Below are 16,291 nucleotides of genomic sequence, written 5' to 3' on the forward strand. Positions count from 1 at the left end.
TCATCGCGAGCGCAGCGAAGCGACCCAGGGATGCACGACGCCCGTGAGCGCAGCGCTGCCGTGGATTGCTTCGCTGCGCTCGCAGAGACGGCGGCGGATCAGGAGACCTTGCGCTCCGTCCCGCACCACTCGGCCACGAACAGCGCCATGGTGGTCGTGATCCGCTTCACCGAGGCGAGGCTCACGCGCTCGTCGAAGCCGTGGATGTTCTGGGAGGTCGGGCCGTAGCAGAGGGCCGGCACCCGGTCGTAGAGGGCGTGGACGCGGGTATCGAGGTAGCCCGCGGTCATGAAGCTCTGGAGCGGGGAGCCGATCGCCCGCTCGTGGGCGCGGCCGAGCACCGCCTCGGCCTCCGAGCCCGCCTCCAGCACGTAGCCCTCGGCGAAGAAGCCGTTGAACACCACCCGCGGCGGGCTGTTGGCCAGGAACGGGTCGGTGCGGGAGAAGGACGCCACCGCGGCCTCGATCTCGGCGGCGGCCTGCGCGGCGGTGACGCCCGGGTAGAGCGCGACCCGGCAGTGGATCCGGCACCAGGCCGGGACCGAGGAGGCCCAGTCGCCGCCCTCGATCTTGCCGATGTTGAGGTTGATCGGGTGGTCCTCGGTCTCGAAATGCGGGTGCGCGGCCTTCTCGGCGTTCCAGCGGGCCTCGACCTCGCGCAGCGCGCCGATCACCCGGTAGGTGGCGTCGATGGCGTTGGCGCCCGCGCCCATCTCGCGGACGTGGACCGGCACGCCCCGGACCTCGACGGTGAACCACAGCACGCCGGTATTGGCGCGCACGAGCTTCTCGTCCTCGGGCTCGGGGATCAGCACGGCGTCGGCCCGGTAGCCGCGCAGGTGGGTCATCAGGGCGCCGTTGCCGGTGGACTCCTCCTCGACCACGGACTGCACCGTCACCGAGGCCGCCGGCTGCAGGCCGAGCCGGGCCAGGGCATCGAGGGCGAACAGGTTGGCGGCGTGGCCGGCCTTCATGTCGCCGGCGCCGCGGCCGTACATCCAGTCGCCCTGGATCACGGGGTCGAAGGGTCGATGGGTCCAGAGGTCGAGGGGACCCGGCGGCACCACGTCGACATGGGCCTGCAGGATCAGCGAGCGCCCGGTCTCGGTGCCCGGCCGGTGGTGGCAGACGACGATCGGCGCGTCCGAGTGGTGCGCGTCGTCGATCTTCGAGCCGCCCGGATGGGCCGCGATGGCGCCGCGGTCCATGGCGAAGCGCTCGGTGGCGTAGCCGCGGGCGCGGAACTGCTCGAACACGTAATCCTGGCAGGCATGCTCCTCCCCGCGCAGGGAGGCGAACCGGACGAGCGCCTGCGTGTGGGCGACCTGATCGGCGAAGCCCTCCGCCACGGAGGCTTCGATCTCGGCGGCGAGGGTGGGGTCGAGGGCCATGGGAACTCCGAACCGTCTGCGGCCGGGAGGAAGCGCCCGGGCTCGGGCCGCTGTCAACCGGCGGTTGTCAAGGGCACGGTCCGTGCCGGAACCGAGGCCCTAGGGCGAATCCGACGGCGAATCCGGGAAGGCCGCCCGGACCTGCTCGGCGAACCGCGCGAAGGCCGCGCTCGGCCGGACGTCGGCGCGGTGGACCAGCAGGGTCGGGGCGTGCCCGTCCCCGTCGGGCACGGGGTGGAGCGAGACGCGGCCGGCGCGGTGCGCCGGGTCCGCCACGCCCCGCGGAACCAGGGTCACGCCCAGGCCGGCCGCCACGCAGCCGAGGATGCCGTCGAGGGTGCCGAACTCCATGCGCCGCACGTGCACGAGGCCCTGGCGGGCCAGAAAATCCTCCAGGCGCCTCCGGTACGAGCAGCCGGCCCGGAACACGAGCACCTTCGCGTCGCGCGCCCGGGCCAGCCGGTCGAGCAGCGCCGCGAGGTCGCCGACGGCCGGGTGCGCCACCAGCACCAGCTCCTCCGTGAAGACCGGGAGCCCCACGAGGTCGGCCTGCGCGACCGGGCCGGCCACGAAGGCCCCCTCCAGGCTCCGGTCGAGGACCCGGGCGATCAGCCGCTCGGTCGGGCCGGTCTCCAGCTCGATGTCCACGTCCGGATGGCGCGCGGCGAAGTCGGCGAGCGGGCCGGGCAGGCGCAGGGCCGCGGTCGTCTCCATGGCGCCGATCCGCAGCGGTCCGCGGGGTTCGCCCTCGGCCAGCAGGGCGTGCCGCGCCTCCGCGAGCAGTTGCCCGACCTGGAGGGCGTAGGGCAGGAGCCGCTCCCCGGCCCGGGTCAGCGTCACCCCGCGGCTGCCGCGGTGGAACAGCGGCACGCGCAGGGCCTGCTCCAGGCCGCGGATCCGGCCGGTGACGTTGGACTGGACGGTGTTGAGCCGTGCCGCCGCCCGCCCGATGCCGCCGGTCTCGGCCACCGCCGCGAAGAACATCAGGTCTGTGCTGTTCATTCCATCTGCTTTTCCGATGCCTTCCTTCTGAAGGAATCATTTTTTCCGCATCGTACGGATCGTTAAGGCCGGACGGGCGGCGCGCGCAACCGCGCGACCGAGACGCTCCGCGGGGAGGAGACCCATGGCCTTGAGGACCAGACTCACCGACGCCTTCGGGCTCCGGCACCCGATCGTGCTGGCCCCCATGGACCCGGCCTCGGGGGGCGCCCTCGCGGCGGCGGTGAGCGCCGCCGGCGGCCTCGGCCTGATCGGCGGCGGCTACGGCGACCACGCGACCCTCGACCGGGAATTCGCCCGCGCGGGCAATCAGCGGGTCGGCTGCGGCTTCATCACGTGGTCCATGGCCCGGGACCCGTCGCTCCTCGACGCGGCGCTCGCCCGGTCGCCCGCGGCCCTGATGCTCTCCTTCGCGGATCCCGCGCCGTTCGCGGACCGGATCCGCGCCGCCGGCGTGCGGCTGATCTGCCAGGTGCACACCCTGGCGCAGGCCCGGCGCGCCCTGGAGGTCGGCGCGGCCGTGGTGGTGGCGCAGGGGACGGAGGCCGGCGGCCACGGCCTCACCGCCCGCGGCACCGCGGCGTTCGTGCCGGCGGTCGCCGACCTGATCGCCCGCGAGCGCCCCGAGACGCTGCTCCTCGCGGCGGGCGGCATCGCGGACGGGCGCGGTCTCGCCGCCGCCCTGGCGCTGGGCGCCGACGGTGTCCTGATGGGGACGCGGTTCTGGGCCACGCGGGAGGCGCTGATCCACCCGGCCGCGAAGCAGCGGGTTCTCGCCGCCACCGGCGACGACACGATCCGCACGCGGGTCTACGACATCGCCCGCCAGCGGGCCTGGCCGGCGCCCTATACCGGCCGGCTCCTGCGCAACACGTTCATCGAGACGTGGCACGGCCGCGAGGACGCGTTGCGCGCGGCCTCGGCCGAGCGGCGCCGGGACGTGGAGGATGCCGACGCGGCGGGCGATTACGACGTCGCCAACGTCACGGTCGGCGAGGCCGTCGGGCTGATCGACGACCTGCCGGGCGCCGGCGACCTAGTCGGGCGCATCGCCGAGGAGGCCGAGGCCGCGATCCTCCGGGTCTCAGCCATCGCCGCACCTGCGCCGTGAGGGCGTCGCGGGGACACTCAGCAAAGCGTGACTACGCAGGGGCACGGCGGGCCGGAACCTCGGTGTTGCCGGGGCTTTAGCGTGACGGCAAACCGTCGCGGTTTGTCGAGGCGCGTCCCGTGTCGGAGTCGCTCATGCGTATCGGTCTGATCTCCGTCCTGTCCGGGCTTCTCCTGTGTGCGGGCATCCCCGCGACGGCCAGCGCGGACGTGCTCGTCAACGTCGACAAGACCACCCAGCGCATGGAGGTCTCGGTCGACGGGCAGCCCCGCTATTCCTGGCCGGTCTCGACCGGCGTCGCGAGCTACGACACGCCGTCCGGCGCCTACCGGCCGTTCCGGATGGAGCGCACGCACTTCTCGAAGGAGTGGGACGACGCGCCCATGCCCTTCGCGATGTTCTTCACGACCCAGGGCCACGCCATCCACGGCACCAACCACGTCCGCAGCCTGGGGCGCGCGGCCTCGCACGGCTGCGTGCGCCTGTCGGTGCGCAACGCCGCGACCCTGTTCAACCTCGTGAAGAGCCAGGGCATGGGCCGGACGCGGGTGGTCGTCGAGGGGGCGGATGTCCCGATGGCGGACCGCGGCCAGCGCGGCTCCCGGGTCGCCCGGCACCGCAGCCCCTACGAGCCGGACGATCTGCTGGCGAACAGCGACCAGATGGGGCGCCGGTCGGTGCCGGCCTATTACCGGCCCGCGGCCCGCCCCGCCTACGCGCCCGCGACCGTCTACGGCTACCCGGCCGACACCGACGAGATGGACGGCTGGTAGGCCGGGGCATGGTCGAGCCCCGGTATCGGCTGATCAGCGCCACCCCGAGCCCCTACGCCCGGAAGGTCCGGATCGCGCTGGCCGAGAAGGGATTGCCGTTCGAACTCGTCACCGAAGTGCCCTGGGACTCGGCCACGACGGTGCCCCGCCACAACCCGCTGGAGAAGCTCCCGGTGCTGCTCCTGCCGGCCGGCGGCAGCGTCTACGAGTCGAGCTACATCCTGCAATGGCTGGAGCTGAAGCATCCGGATCCGCCGCTGCTGCCGCCCGATCCCGACGGGGTCCTGGCCGCGCGCCGCTACGAGGTGCTGTGCGACGGGATCTGCGACGCGGTGGTGCTCACGTTCTTCGAGCGCCAGCGCGACGAGGCCGGCCGGAGCGCCCCCTGGCTCGCCCGCCAGCGTCGCAAGATCGAGGGCGGGCTGGCCGAGATCGCGCGGCTCCTCGGCGACCGCGACTGGACGGTGGGCGACCGGTTCACGCTGGGCGACATCGCGGCGGGCACCGTCGCCGGCTACCTCTCCGTCCGGTTCCCCGAGCTGGACTGGCGCGCCCGGCATCCGAACCTCGCCCGGCTCAGCGACCGCCTGGAAGCCCGTCCGTCGTTCGCGGACTCCGTGCCCTACGCGCAGACGATCACGGATCGCGTCGTCTGACCGCGAAAGTCATGCGCCGTCGCTCCCGCCCATTGCCGAGCGTACCCTCCCGGCCTAGCTCCTGCGCGGCCATCAGAGCCTGCGCGGCCCCTGCCGCGACCTGAGACGGACGGAGACACCCCGAGATGCCCTTCGCTTTCTGCCGGTCCCTTCCCCTCGCCGCCCTGGCGCTCGCCGCGGCCACCGTGCCCGGCTACGCCCTGGAGGTGACGCGCTCGGCCGACATCGCCGCGCCGCCGGCCAAGGTGTGGCAGACCATCGGCGAGTTCTGCGGCATCGGCGACTGGCACCCCGCCATCGAGAAGTGCGTCCTGTCGGACAAGGACGGCATGAAGGTCCGCACCCTCAGCCTTAAGGGCGGCGGCACCATCAAGGAGGAGCAGGTCTCCCGCGACGACAAGGTGATGAGCTACACCTACACGATCCTGGAGAGCCCGCTGCCGGTCTCGGACTACAAGTCGACCCTCTCGGTCGCCCCCGCCGGCTCCGGCTCGAAGGTGACCTGGACCGGGACCTTCAACGCCAAGGGCGCGCCGGACACGGTCGCCACCGACGCGATCCAGGGCATCTACGATTCCGGCCTGAAGGCCCTCGCCGACAAGGCCAAGTAAGCCCCGTCACGATTCGGAGCGCACCGCCGGTGCAGGATGCCGGCGGCGCGCACCAAGTCCCTCCGACCACAGCGGAATCGCGCGTTTCCCGCGTTCCGGGTCCCGCGTTTCGAGCCCCTTCGGCATGTGGCCGGGGCGATTGACCCACTGCCAAGCTCGGCCCAAAACCTCGGCGGCGCGGCCCCTCGCGCCCCAACAGGATGATCGCCGTGCCCGCGTCCCGTCTCCCGATGCGCCTCAGCCTCGTCGCCCTCGCCGTCGCGGCGCTGGGCGCCTGCCAGCAGCGCGCCGCGCCCGCGGTCACGGAACCCGCGCCGGTCATCCCGGCCCCCCTGTCCCTGCCCACCGGCAGCGGCTGCGGCCCGGAGATCGCGCGCACCAAGGCGATCGTCGACAGCGACGTGGCCACCGGCAATCTCAACAAGCCGGTGGGCGACCGCTTCAACGCCGACCTCGCCCACGCCGCCGCCGAGTGCTCGGCCGGCAAGTCGGGCGAGGCCCTGCACCTGCTCGCCGCCGCCAAGAACCGCTACGGCTATCGCTGAGCCGACGCCGCACGCGCGGCGGGCTCCGGCACGATCCCCGGGACCGCGCGGAGCTCCGCGGCGAGGAAATCCGCCAGCAGCCGGACCCGCGCGATCGCGGCCCGCTCGGGCACGATCAGCAGGCTGAGCGGCACCGACGGCAGGGCGTAGTCCGGCAGGACCGCCTCGAGCCGGCCGTCGGCGAGGCAATCCGCGACCAGCCAGCGGTGCGCGGGCGCGATGCCCCGCCCGGCCAGGACCGCCGCCCGCGCGGCCAGCCCGTGATCGACCCGGAGGCGGCCGCCGAAGGGCACCGCGCGGCGCCCGGCCTCCGGTCCTTCGAGGACCAGGGTACCGCTCCCGGCCACGTTCGTCATGCGGATCCCCTCGTGGCCGACGAGATCCTCCGGCGTCAGGGGCCGGCCGCGCGCCGCCAGGTAGGCGGGGGCGGCGACGAGCCGACGCTCCGACCGCCCGACGGCCCGCAGTCTCAGCGCGCTGTCGGCCAGGGGACCCAGGCGGATCGCCAGATCCATGCCCTCGCGGACGAGATCCACGCGCTCGTCGGTAAGGCTCAGATCCACCGAGATGTCGGGGTAGCGATCCTGGAACGCGAAGACGATGGCGCCGACGTGGAGGACGCCCAGCGCCGCCGTGCACGACAGGCGGACGGTGCCCGCCGGGGCGTGCCGCCGGTCCCGCGCCTCGGCGCCCGCCTGCTCGACGAGGTGCAGGATGCGCAGGCTGTTCTCGTAATAGGCCAAGCCCTCGGCCGTCAGGGCGAGGCGCCGCGTCGTCCGGCTGATCAGGGCGACGCCGAGGGCGTCCTCGAGTTCGCGCAGATGCCGGGTGATCGTCGATTGCCCGACCCCGAACTCGCGCGCCACCGCCGACAGGCTGCCGCGCTCGGCCACCCGGACGAAGCTGCGCATGCGCTCCAGGGTGACGTCGGATCTATCCATTCCGCGGCATAATCCTATCCGGGCACCTCACGTACCGGAACGATCGGCCCTGGGCTAGCAGGGGGTTCCCGCGCCACGACGGAGCCCGCACCATGAACACCCTGATCGTCTTCGCCCATCCGGAGCCGCGCTCCCTCTGCGGCGCGCTCCGGGACGAGACCGTGGCCGCGCTGGAGGCGCAGGGCCACGCGGTCGCGGTGTCCGATCTCTACGCCATGAACTGGACCGCGGCGGTCGACCGCGCGGACTTCCCGGACCTCGCCCCCGAGGTGCGCCTCCGCGTGCCGGCCGCCTCGGGGCAGGCCGCCGCGGCCGGCCACCTGACCGAGGACGTGGTCGCCGAGCAGGCCAAGCTCCTCTGGGCCGATCAGCTGATCCTGCTGTTCCCGCTCTGGTGGTTCGGCCTGCCGGCGATCCTCAAGGGCTGGATCGACCGGGTCTACGCGCACGGCTTCGCCTACGGCGTCGGCGAGCACAGCGACCGCCGCTGGGGCGACCGCTACGGCGAGGGCCGCCTCGCGGGCCGGCGCGCCATGCTGATCGTGACCGCGGGCGGCTGGGAGGAGCACTATTCCGCGCGCGGGATCAACGGGCCGATCGACGACCTGCTGTTCCCGATCCAGCACGGGATCCTGCACTATCCCGGCTACGCGGTGCTGCCGCCCTTCGTCGTCTACCGGGCCGACGGACTCGACGCGGCCGCCTTCGCGGCCGTCGCGGAGCGCCTGCGGGACCGGCTGTCCGCGCTCGCGACGACGCCCCCGATCCCGTTCCGGCGGCAGAATGGCGGCGACTACCTGATCCCCGGCATGCAGCTCCGGCCGGGGCTGGAGGCGCCGGGCGCGCGCGGCTTCGCCCTCCACCGCGACGGCACGTGACCGGCGCGGGCGGGGCGTTCAGATCACGAACAGCAGGTTCAGACCGGCGCGCCGGAAACCGTCCTCGGCGATCTTCAGATCGAGCCCGTAGGACGCGATGTCGTCCGCCACCGGGTCGAGGGCCGGCGCGCGGTGCTGGTGGAGGTGCTTGATGTAGCTGTGGCAGGTCGTGCAGGTCTCCACCTGGACGTCCTTCGAGACCTCGTCGAGCCCGTAATAGCTCACGCCCTCGCCGTCACCGCAGGCGGTGCAGCGGATCCGGACGTGGTTCCAGTACGTGCCGCAGAGCGAGCAGCTGAGATAGCGAGCCTTGTCGGCGGGGGTCCAGGAGACGATGACGCTCGCCACCGGCGCGCCGCCGCAGCACGGGCAGACGCCGTCCGCCACGGGCTTCAGCGTCTTCGTGTCGAGGCGCGCGGCCTGCCCGGCGAGGCGCACCTGCAGCGCGGCCGAGACGAACACGCATTCCGCGATCCGGTCCACCGGCAGCGCGCCCTCGAAGACCTGAACGGCGAGATCGAGGCGATCCTCGCGGGAGGCGGCCCGGAGGGCGTCGCGCGCCGCGGCCGAAGCCTCGGGCGCGGTCGAGAGATCGATCTCGGCCAGCAGCGCCAGGAGGGACGCGTCGAGATCCGGATCGGCCTCGAGGCTGTGCCGCGACAGCGGCGGCATGCCGTGCTCGCTCCGCAGCGCCTGATCGGCGGCATCCGGCACCGCCGGGGCCGGGAACCGCGCCTGGATCACCGACTGGGCCCGGGCGATCTCTGCGACGAAGCGGAGATAGGCCTCCAGCGGGTGCCCGGGCGCGGCCTCCACAAGGCGCGCGGCCCGGTCGGCGAACAGCCCGGTGGGATCGGGCAGGCGGACGAACGGCACCGAGCCCGAGATCCCGATCTTGTCGGGATCGGGCTTCAGCTCGCTGAAATCCCGGCGGCGGGGCTTCGGCGCCTCGGCGGGTGTCGGGGTCTTGTCCGCGGCCGGAACCGCGGGTTTACGCTTGAAGAAGTTGGCCAAGACTCAGGATCCGCGCTTGTCCACCGAGCCGTGGCGCGCCTTGCCGCCCGCGATCTGCCGGAACCACTTGCGGTGATGCCGGTAGGCCCAGCCGCCCGTGACGGTCCCGCGGACCATCGCCCGGCCGGTGCCGCGCACCCAGATGCCGGCGTAGATGTGCACCACGATGATCGCGATGGCGATCACGGCGGCGAGCGAATGGGCGAGCAGCGCCCAGCGCTGGGTCTCGATCGAGGTGAGGCCGCCGAAATAGGTGTTCCAGATCACGAGGCCGGTGACGAACATCACGCCGATCAGCGCGGTCTGGCCCCAGAACACGCCCTTCTGACCGGCATTGTACTTGCCGAGCTCCGGCAGCCGATCGTCGCGATTGGTGACCACGTCGCCGATGTGCTTGGTCCACTCGACATCGTCCTTGTTGGGGATGTTGAGCTTCCAGAAGCGCACGAACAGGAAGAAGAAGCTGACCGCCAGCGCCACGCCGAACCACGGGTGGATCGCCCGGGTCGCCTGCCCGCCGCCGAACAGGCCGGTCAGCGAGAACAGGTAGGGCGTGAACATCGCCAGACCCGATAGGGTCAGCAAGGTGAACAGGATCGCGGTGATCCAGTGGTTCACCCGCTGCACGCCGGTGTAGCGCGGGACGTACATCACCTCCGGCGCCGCGGACTTGGCGTGGTGGAGGGGGCGGGGATCGCCGTCCCGGATGTCGCTGTGGATCGTCATCGGCCTTCTCGCGCCTGATGCGGTGCCGGCCCCGCATCACGGCGGAGGTGGCTCTGAGCTTCGAGATAGGGTGGGGCGGCTGCACCGTCTCCACCCTGTCGCTTTCGGATCTACGCTCCTCCCTCCCACGCGGTACGGGAGGGCCGGCCCTGCGTCAGCAGGGGTCGGCAGAGAGCAACCCCGGTTCAGGGAAGGGCGCGACCAGCACGACGGGCAGAGGTCTGTTCTGCACCGTCGCTCCCCTGTCCTACCCGCTTCGCGGGTCTCTCTCCCCTGCAGAGGGGGAGGGAGACCGTTGGGTCAGTGCGGCCGGACCTCGCCGCCGCCATTCTCCCGGCGCTTGGCCTCGTCGTACTCGACCGCCTCTTCCTCCTCCTCGGGCACGACCTCGTTCGGGCCGGCCGTGACGTAGTGGAAGAAGCCCGCGACCGCCGCGAAGCCCATCGCGGCGAGACCGAACACCTTGGCGCCGCCCTTCCAGAAGGCGACCAGCGGCGAGATCTTCGGGTCGTTCGGCAGGCCCGCGTAGAGGTTCGGCTGGTCGGCGTGGTGCAGCACGTACATGACGTGCGTGCCGCCGACGCCGGCCGGGTCGTAGAGACCCGCCTTGTCGAACCCGCGCGACTTCAGGTCCTCGACGCGGTCGTGGGCCTGATCGATCATGGCCTGCTTGGTGCCGAACATGATCGAGCCGGTCGGGCAGGCCTTGGCGCAGGCCGGGGCCTGACCCACCGCCACCCGGTCCGAGCACAGGGTGCACTTGTACGCCTTGTGGTCGGTCTGGCTGATGCGCGGGATGTTGAAGGGGCAGCCCTTCACGCAGTAGCCGCAGCCGATGCAGTTCTCCTCGATGAAGTCGACGATGCCGTTGGAGTACTGCACGATCGCGCCGGGCGACGGGCAGGCCTTCAGGCAGCCCGGCTCGGTGCAGTGCATGCAGCCGTCCTTGCGGATCAGCCATTCGAGGTTGTTGGTCTCCGGGTTCTCGTACTCGGTGAACCGCATCAGCGTCCACGACTTCGGCGTGAGGTCGTGGGGGTTCTGGTAGGTGCCCGTGTTGACGCCGATGTCGTCGCGCAGGTCGTTCCACTCCTCGCAGGCCGACTGGCAGGCCTTGCAGCCGATGCACTTCGACACGTCGATGAGCTTGGCGACCTCCACCTGGCGGCGGATCTCCGGCGGCGTCTCCGTGGAGGCGGAGCGCTGGCGGATGTCGAGGGAGCTGTAGTCAGCCATGTCTGCCGCTCCCCCTTACGCGACCGCGTCCGACGGAGGCGTGGTCGGCTCGATGTTCACGAGCCAGGCCTTGAACTCCGGCGTCTCGGTGTTCGCGTCGCCGACGACGGGCGTCAGCGAGTTCGGGTGCCATCCTTTCTTGGTGTGGCCCATGAAGCCCCAGTGCTGCGGGATGCCGACGACGTGGACGGGCTTGCCGTCGCAGATCAGGGGCTTGATCCGCTTCGTCACCACCGCCTTGGCCTTGAGCGAGCCGCGCTTCGACCAGACGCGGACCCAGCCGCCCTTGGCGATGCCCTTCTCCTTGGCGAGCTCCTCCGAGATCTCCACGAAGGCCTCCGGCTGGAGGATCGCGTTGATCCGGGCGTGCTTGGTCCAGCCGTGGAAGTGCTCGGTCAGGCGGTAGCTCGTCGCCGCGTAGGGGAACTCCTTCGCGTCGCCGAGATCGGCCAGATCGTCCTTGAAGATGCGGGACGCGGGCGCGCCCTTGATCTTCGGGAAGGCGAGGTTGGCCACCGGCGACTCGAAGGGCTCGTAGTGCGCCGGGAACGGCCCGTCGCGCATGAGACCGCGAGTCCACAGGCGGGCGACGCCCTCCTGGTTCAGGATGAACGGGCCGACGCCCTTATCGGGGGCGACGGTGACGCCGTAGTCCGGCACGTCGAAGCCGATCCACTGCTTGCCGTTCCACTCGATGAGCTTCTTCTTCTCCGACCACGGGCGACCCTCGGGGTCGCACGAGGCGCGGTTGTAGAGCACGCGCCGGTTGGCCGGCCACGCGAAGGCCCAGTTCGGCGCGATGCCGCGGTCGCCGGGGTCGGTGTTGTCCCGGCGGGCCATCATGTTGCCCTTCTCGGTGTAGCAGCCCGAGTAGATCCAGCAGCCGCAGGCGGTGGTGCCGTCGTCCTTGAGCTGGGCGAAGCCGTCGACCTGCTTGCCCGCCGGGATGATGGTCCCGTTGAGGTCCGGCGTCGGCGCCAGCGTGTAGCCGTTGAGCTCGCGGGCGAGCTCGGTCGGCGTCGGTGCCTCGGCGATCGCGTAGTCCCACTTCAGATTGACGATCGGGTCCGGGAAGGCCCCGCCGTCCTTCTTGTAGGCCGCCTTCATGCGGAGGAAGATCTCCGACATGATCTCGATGTCCGAGCGGCACTCGCCCGGCGCGTCCTGCGCCTGCCAGTGCCACTGCAGCCACCGGCTGGAGTTCGACAGCGAGCCTTCCTCCTCCACGAACAGGGTGGTCGGGAGCTCGAACACCTCGGTCTGGATCTTGGTCGGGTCGACGTCGTTGTACTCGCCGTGGTTCTCCCAGAACCGGGCCGTCTCAGTCTTGAGCGGATCCATCACCACGATGAACTTCATCTTGGAGAAGGCTTCCGTCATCTTGGCGCGATTCGGGAACGACAGCAGGGGGTTGAAGCCCTGGATGACGTAGCCGGTCATCTTGCCCTGCTTGGCGAGTTCGAACCCGCGCAGCACGTCGTAGGTCGGCACGTCGAGCTTGGGCAGGTAGTCGTACGCCCAGTCGTTCTCCTTGGTGGCCTTGTCGCCCCACATCGCCTTCTGGAACGAGACGAAGAACTTGTTGTAGTTCTGCCAGTAGCTCGTCTGTCCGGGCCGCAGCGGCTTGAACTGCCGCTTGGCGATGTAGCTCGCGTAGTCGGGCTCCTTCTCCACCGGGATGTTCAGGTACCCGGGGATGAGGTTCGACATCAGCCCGATATCGGTCAGCCCCTGGATGTTGGAGTGACCGCGCAGGGCCTGCATGCCGCCGCCGAGAACGCCGATGTTCCCGAGCAGGGTCTGCACGATGCACATCGAGCGGATGTTCTGCGAGCCCTTGGAGTGATGGGTCCATCCGAGCGCGTAGAGCGAGGCCATCGACTTCTCGGGGGAAGCCGTCGTCGCCATCATCTCGCAGACCTTCAGGAAGGTCTCCTTGGGCGAGCCGCAGATCTTCTCGACCATCTCCGGGGTGTAGAGCGAGACGTGCTTCTTCAGGAGCTGCATCACGCAGCGCGGATGCTGCATCGTCTCGTCGACCACGGCGTAGCCGTCGGGGCCGATCTCGTAGTCCCAGGTGGTCTTGTCGTAGTCGCGCTTGTCCGCGTCGTAGCCCGTGAACAGACCCTCGCTGAAGTCGTAGCCCTCGCGGACCACGTACCCGGCGTTGGTGTAGGCGGAGACGTAGCGGTGCTGCAGCTTGTCGTTGTCGAGCAGGTACTTGGCCACGCCCGACAGGAACGCGATGTCGGTCCCCTGCCGGATCGGGCAGTAGAGATCGGCCACCGACGCCGTGCGGGTGAAGCGCGGATCGACGACGATCAGCTTGGCATTGTTATGGGCCTTCGCCTCCACGACCCACTTGAAGCCGCAAGGGTGCGCCTCGGCGGCATTGCCGCCCATCACGGTGATCACGTCCGCGTGCTTGATGTCCATCCAGAGGTTGGTCATCGCACCGCGTCCGAAGGAGGGCGCCAAACTGGCGACCGACGGACCGTGTCAAACTCTGGCCTGATTATCGAAGACCAGGGCCCCCATGCTTCGGACTGTCTTGTAGGTCAGCCAGGCCGTCTCATTGGTGGTGGCCGAGGCCCCGAGGAACCCCATCGTGGTCCACCGGTTGACCGTGAGGTCGCCGTTCTTGGCCACGAAGTTCTTGTCCCGATCCTCCTTCATGAGCTTCGCGATCCGGTCGAGGGCGAAGTCCCAGGAGACGCGCTTGAACTCCGATGAGCCCGGGGCGCGATGGAGCGGGTACTTGGTGCGGGTGTCGGCGTGCACGAAGTCGAGCAGCGCCGAGCCCTTCGGGCAGAGCGTCCCGCGGTTGATCGGGTGGTCGGGGTCGCCCTCGATGTGCATCACCGAGGAGCGCGCGTTCTTCGAACGGTCGCCGAGGCTGTAGAGGATCACGCCGCACGCGACCGAGCAGTACGGGCACGTGTTGCGGGTCTCGCGCATCTGCGCGAGCTTGAACGGCCGCACGGCAGCCGCCATCGCGGGCTCGAGTCCGCCGAACCCGAGCGCGCCCAGCGAGCCGCCCGCGAGGCCGGCGCCGGCCCCCTTGAGCAGGCCACGCCTTGAGACCTGGACCGTCATCTCCGCTCCGTAAAAGCGATCTGGTATAATTCCAGGGTGTCCCAAAAAAGCGTGCGCGAGGCAAGTGCGGTTGCGTGACACAGCAAGTCGCCATGTCTCAGCCGAAGCAACACGTTTTCCGCACCGGCGTCATCCTGCATGAAGACGGTTATTTTTACTTGCTTGGATTTGCCGGGTTCGAACCCGACGGGCTGGCGGTGCGATGCTCCAGGGGCGCCTGCGGCTCGGTGGCGGAGGAGCCGCCGGGCTGAGCCGGCGGGACCGGACGGTCGGCGTTCTCCTTGATTGAGCGGCCGCCCGGATCGGGCGCGTCCTTGGCGGCCGACTGCTCCCGCGGGACCGGCGCCTGGCTCCAGCCGTCCTGCGCGCTGCGGGATTTGTCGCCCATCGCGTCGACGCCCTTGATCTCGCCCGGCTTCGTCTGCGCGAGGCAGGGCGAGGCGGCCGTCGCCGCGCCGAGGAGCACCGACATCATGAGGGGGATCGAGCGGGACACGGGGGGCTCCTAGCAGCGGGGAATGCCCGGGCAACGTAGCCTTCGCCGCCGCAGTTCCGAGCTGCGACACCGTCCCGGCACCGGGCATCCGGATCACGGGCCCGCATCGCGTTGGGATCCGGTGCCGGCGGTGACGGCTCCTTAACCAAACCTTGCAACCGTGCGTCTCCACAGGTGCGAGGATCTCCCGGTCATGTCGAAGCCGCATCCCGAGCGCCCCTCCGAGACCGAGCGGAGCGTCGACGCGCCGCCGCTCAGCCCCGGCATCCGGCGCCATCTTGGCCAGAACCTGCGCACGCTCCTCACCGACACGCTCTCGGCCCCGGTCGACCAGCGGCTGGAAGCGCTGATCGACCGGCTCGGCAAGCCGAAGCGCTGACGCGGGCCGGCGCCGTCCGGCCAGTCCGCCGGGACGATTGGGATCGCCGCCGCGCGGTCCACGGCCCGTGCGCAGTGCCGGCAGGACACCGCCGACGCGCCGGACGCCATCGGATGTGTGCCAGAACACTTGAGATTGTTCGTTCTGAGAAACCTGGTTCCGCGCACCGATTCTTCTCCAGGGGCGTCGACGGAGAGAAGATCCATGCGTTCTGCCGACCTACCGCCCTGACTTCCCTTGCCTTTCCAGCCCGATCGTCGATCTTGATCGCGCTACGCCACCGCGCGGATCCGCATCCGAGACTTGACTTCGTTCGATAAAACGAACGATTTCGGGTGTCTCGGGGACGCCTGTCCCCTGCGTCGCAACCGCGGATGGCTGGGGGATCGGACGTGATGACGAACGCTGCAGGTCGGGGTCGGATGGCTCGGGCGATCGGGCTCTCCCTTCTGGCCGGAGCCGGCCTGCTGGCCTGCGCGCTGCCGGCCGCCGCCGAGACCGCGCTCCTCAACGTCTCGTACGATCCGACCCGCGAGCTCTACCGCGAGATCAACGCCGCCTTCACGGAGGCGTGGAAGGCCAAGACCGGCGAGGCCATCACGGTGCGGGCCTCGCACGGCGGCTCGGGCGCGCAGGCGCGCACGGTGATCGACGGCGTCGACGCCGACGTGGTCACCCTCGGCATCCCGTCCGACATCGACGCGATCGCCAAGCTCACCCGCAAGATTCCGGAGGATTGGCGCAGCAAGCTGCCGAACCAGGGGACGCCCTACACCTCGACGGTGGTGTTCCTCGTCCGCAAGGGCAACCCGAAGGGCGTCAAGGACTGGGACGACCTGGTCAAGCCCGACGTGAAGGTGATCACGCCGAATCCGAAGACCTCGGCGGGCGGGCGCTGGAACTTCCTCGCCGCCTGGGGCTACGCCTACGGGAAGGACAAGGACGCCGCGAAGGCCGACGCCTTCGTCGGGCAGGTCTACAAGAACGTGCCGGTGCTCGATACCGGCGCCCGCGGCTCGACGGTGACCTTCGCGCAGCGCGGCCTCGGCGACGTCCTGCCGACCTGGGAGAACGAGGCCTACCTCGTGCTTCAGGAGTTCGGCGCCGACAAGTTCGACATCGTCTCGCCGCCGACCTCGATCTACGCCGAGCCGCCGGTGGCCCTGGTGGCGGTCAACGCCGAGCGGAAGGGCACCACCAAGGCGGCCCAGGCCTATCTCGACTTCCTCTACAGCGACCGCGCCCAGGCGATCTTCGCCAAGCACCATTACCGGCCGATCCGCCGGGAGGCGGCCGCCCCGGCGGACCTCGCCCAGCTGCCCGACATCACGCTGTTCAAGATCGAGGATCTCCAGGGATCCTGGGACGAGATCCAGAAGCGGAACTTCGACGCCGGCGGTCTGTTCGATCGTCTGAGCCGGGCCGGCCGCTGAGGC

At 70.6% G+C, this 16,291-nt stretch carries 16 protein-coding genes; 8 read left to right on the top strand and 8 right to left on the bottom strand.

What is annotated here, in order from left to right; all coding sequences use genetic code 11:
• Positions 1–98 precede the first annotated feature (98 nt).
• Together J3A75_RS09345 and J3A75_RS09350 are read right to left on the bottom strand one after the other, a co-directional pair.
• Entirely contained in the window at positions 99–1,391 is a 1,293-nt protein-coding gene (locus tag J3A75_RS09345) for an ArgE/DapE family deacylase (protein ID WP_012318082.1), read from the bottom strand.
• A 99-nt stretch (positions 1,392–1,490) separates the two neighbouring features.
• The gene (locus J3A75_RS09350; RefSeq protein WP_053620886.1) at positions 1,491–2,393 is read right to left on the bottom strand and encodes a LysR family transcriptional regulator; all 903 of its coding nucleotides are present in this window, start codon (positions 2,391–2,393) and stop codon (positions 1,491–1,493) included.
• Between the two features lie 124 nt (positions 2,394–2,517).
• On the opposite strand from J3A75_RS09350, the gene J3A75_RS09355 reads away from it, so the two are divergent.
• From J3A75_RS09355 to J3A75_RS09375, 5 genes are all read left to right on the top strand, one after another.
• A complete protein-coding gene (locus J3A75_RS09355; protein WP_127991405.1) occupies positions 2,518–3,504 on the top strand; it encodes an NAD(P)H-dependent flavin oxidoreductase in 987 nt (328 codons plus the stop codon).
• A gap of 134 nt (positions 3,505–3,638) precedes the next feature.
• Entirely contained in the window at positions 3,639–4,277 is a 639-nt protein-coding gene (locus tag J3A75_RS09360; RefSeq protein ID WP_053620884.1) for a L,D-transpeptidase, read from the top strand.
• A gap of 8 nt (positions 4,278–4,285) precedes the next feature.
• Positions 4,286–4,933, top strand: coding sequence for a glutathione S-transferase N-terminal domain-containing protein (locus J3A75_RS09365; protein ID WP_024830795.1), 648 nt, complete (start codon positions 4,286–4,288; stop codon positions 4,931–4,933).
• 125 nt (positions 4,934–5,058) lie between these two features.
• Positions 5,059–5,544: an SRPBCC family protein gene (locus J3A75_RS09370; RefSeq protein WP_012318087.1), complete on the top strand. Its 486-nt coding sequence runs from the start codon at positions 5,059–5,061 to the stop codon at positions 5,542–5,544.
• 200 nt (positions 5,545–5,744) lie between these two features.
• Complete coding sequence (locus tag J3A75_RS09375; RefSeq protein WP_053620883.1) at positions 5,745–6,089, top strand: hypothetical protein; 345 nt, start codon at positions 5,745–5,747, stop codon at positions 6,087–6,089.
• Here J3A75_RS09375 and J3A75_RS09380 read toward each other — a convergent pair.
• Positions 6,080–7,030: a LysR family transcriptional regulator gene (locus J3A75_RS09380; RefSeq protein ID WP_012318089.1), complete on the bottom strand. Its 951-nt coding sequence runs from the start codon at positions 7,028–7,030 to the stop codon at positions 6,080–6,082. The two genes, J3A75_RS09375 and J3A75_RS09380, sit on opposite strands and share 10 nt — an antisense overlap.
• Positions 7,031–7,122: 92 nt before the next feature.
• Between J3A75_RS09380 and J3A75_RS09385 the strand changes: the two genes are divergently transcribed.
• On the top strand, positions 7,123–7,908 hold the full coding sequence (locus J3A75_RS09385) for an NAD(P)H-dependent oxidoreductase (protein WP_127991404.1): 786 nt from the start codon (positions 7,123–7,125) through the stop codon (positions 7,906–7,908).
• Between the two features lie 18 nt (positions 7,909–7,926).
• Here J3A75_RS09385 and fdhE read toward each other — a convergent pair whose 3' ends face one another.
• From fdhE to J3A75_RS09410, 5 genes are all read right to left on the bottom strand, one after another.
• Positions 7,927–8,922 carry a formate dehydrogenase accessory protein FdhE gene (gene fdhE / locus J3A75_RS09390; protein ID WP_053620881.1) on the bottom strand — a complete coding sequence of 332 codons (996 nt, stop codon included), beginning with the start codon at positions 8,920–8,922 and terminating at the stop codon, positions 7,927–7,929.
• 3 nt (positions 8,923–8,925) lie between these two features.
• A complete protein-coding gene (locus tag J3A75_RS09395) occupies positions 8,926–9,648 on the bottom strand; it encodes a formate dehydrogenase subunit gamma (protein WP_012318092.1) in 723 nt (240 codons plus the stop codon).
• A gap of 300 nt (positions 9,649–9,948) precedes the next feature.
• Positions 9,949–10,884, bottom strand: coding sequence for a formate dehydrogenase subunit beta (fdxH, locus tag J3A75_RS09400; RefSeq protein ID WP_024830790.1), 936 nt, complete (start codon positions 10,882–10,884; stop codon positions 9,949–9,951).
• 15 nt (positions 10,885–10,899) lie between these two features.
• Complete coding sequence (fdnG, locus tag J3A75_RS09405; protein WP_083374293.1) at positions 10,900–13,980, bottom strand: formate dehydrogenase-N subunit alpha; 3,081 nt, start codon at positions 13,978–13,980, stop codon at positions 10,900–10,902.
• Positions 13,981–14,134: 154 nt separating this feature from the next.
• Positions 14,135–14,476 (bottom strand): hypothetical protein, encoded by a 342-nt coding sequence (locus J3A75_RS09410; RefSeq protein WP_043073286.1) that lies wholly within the window; start codon positions 14,474–14,476, stop codon positions 14,135–14,137.
• Between the two features lie 193 nt (positions 14,477–14,669).
• On the opposite strand from J3A75_RS09410, the gene J3A75_RS09415 reads away from it, so the two are divergent.
• Both J3A75_RS09415 and J3A75_RS09420 read left to right on the top strand, forming a co-directional pair.
• Positions 14,670–14,855 carry a hypothetical protein gene (locus tag J3A75_RS09415; protein ID WP_012318097.1) on the top strand — a complete coding sequence of 62 codons (186 nt, stop codon included), beginning with the start codon at positions 14,670–14,672 and terminating at the stop codon, positions 14,853–14,855.
• A gap of 422 nt (positions 14,856–15,277) precedes the next feature.
• Positions 15,278–16,288, top strand: a complete 1,011-nt coding sequence (locus tag J3A75_RS09420; RefSeq protein WP_107088310.1) for a sulfate ABC transporter substrate-binding protein — start codon at positions 15,278–15,280, stop codon at positions 16,286–16,288.
• Positions 16,289–16,291: the final 3 nt, after the last annotated feature.

Source organism: Methylobacterium sp. PvP105 (assembly GCF_017876975.1).
GTDB lineage: Bacteria > Pseudomonadota > Alphaproteobacteria > Rhizobiales > Beijerinckiaceae > Methylobacterium > Methylobacterium radiotolerans.

What these genes read in the sequence shown, in the direction of transcription:
- J3A75_RS09345 (WP_012318082.1), bottom strand. Translation starts at nt 1,391, where the DNA reads ATGGCCCTCGACCCCACCCTCGCCGCCGAGATCGAAGCCTCCGTGGCG.
- J3A75_RS09350 (WP_053620886.1), bottom strand. Translation starts at nt 2,393, where the DNA reads ATGAACAGCACAGACCTGATGTTCTTCGCGGCGGTGGCCGAGACCGGC.
- J3A75_RS09355 (WP_127991405.1), top strand. Translation starts at nt 2,518, where the DNA reads ATGGCCTTGAGGACCAGACTCACCGACGCCTTCGGGCTCCGGCACCCG.
- J3A75_RS09360 (WP_053620884.1), top strand. Translation starts at nt 3,639, where the DNA reads ATGCGTATCGGTCTGATCTCCGTCCTGTCCGGGCTTCTCCTGTGTGCG.
- J3A75_RS09365 (WP_024830795.1), top strand. Translation starts at nt 4,286, where the DNA reads ATGGTCGAGCCCCGGTATCGGCTGATCAGCGCCACCCCGAGCCCCTAC.
- J3A75_RS09370 (WP_012318087.1), top strand. Translation starts at nt 5,059, where the DNA reads ATGCCCTTCGCTTTCTGCCGGTCCCTTCCCCTCGCCGCCCTGGCGCTC.
- J3A75_RS09375 (WP_053620883.1), top strand. Translation starts at nt 5,745, where the DNA reads ATGATCGCCGTGCCCGCGTCCCGTCTCCCGATGCGCCTCAGCCTCGTC.
- J3A75_RS09380 (WP_012318089.1), bottom strand. Translation starts at nt 7,030, where the DNA reads ATGGATAGATCCGACGTCACCCTGGAGCGCATGCGCAGCTTCGTCCGG.
- J3A75_RS09385 (WP_127991404.1), top strand. Translation starts at nt 7,123, where the DNA reads ATGAACACCCTGATCGTCTTCGCCCATCCGGAGCCGCGCTCCCTCTGC.
- J3A75_RS09395 (WP_012318092.1), bottom strand. Translation starts at nt 9,648, where the DNA reads ATGACGATCCACAGCGACATCCGGGACGGCGATCCCCGCCCCCTCCAC.
- fdxH (WP_024830790.1), bottom strand. Translation starts at nt 10,884, where the DNA reads ATGGCTGACTACAGCTCCCTCGACATCCGCCAGCGCTCCGCCTCCACG.
- J3A75_RS09415 (WP_012318097.1), top strand. Translation starts at nt 14,670, where the DNA reads ATGTCGAAGCCGCATCCCGAGCGCCCCTCCGAGACCGAGCGGAGCGTC.
- J3A75_RS09420 (WP_107088310.1), top strand. Translation starts at nt 15,278, where the DNA reads ATGGCTCGGGCGATCGGGCTCTCCCTTCTGGCCGGAGCCGGCCTGCTG.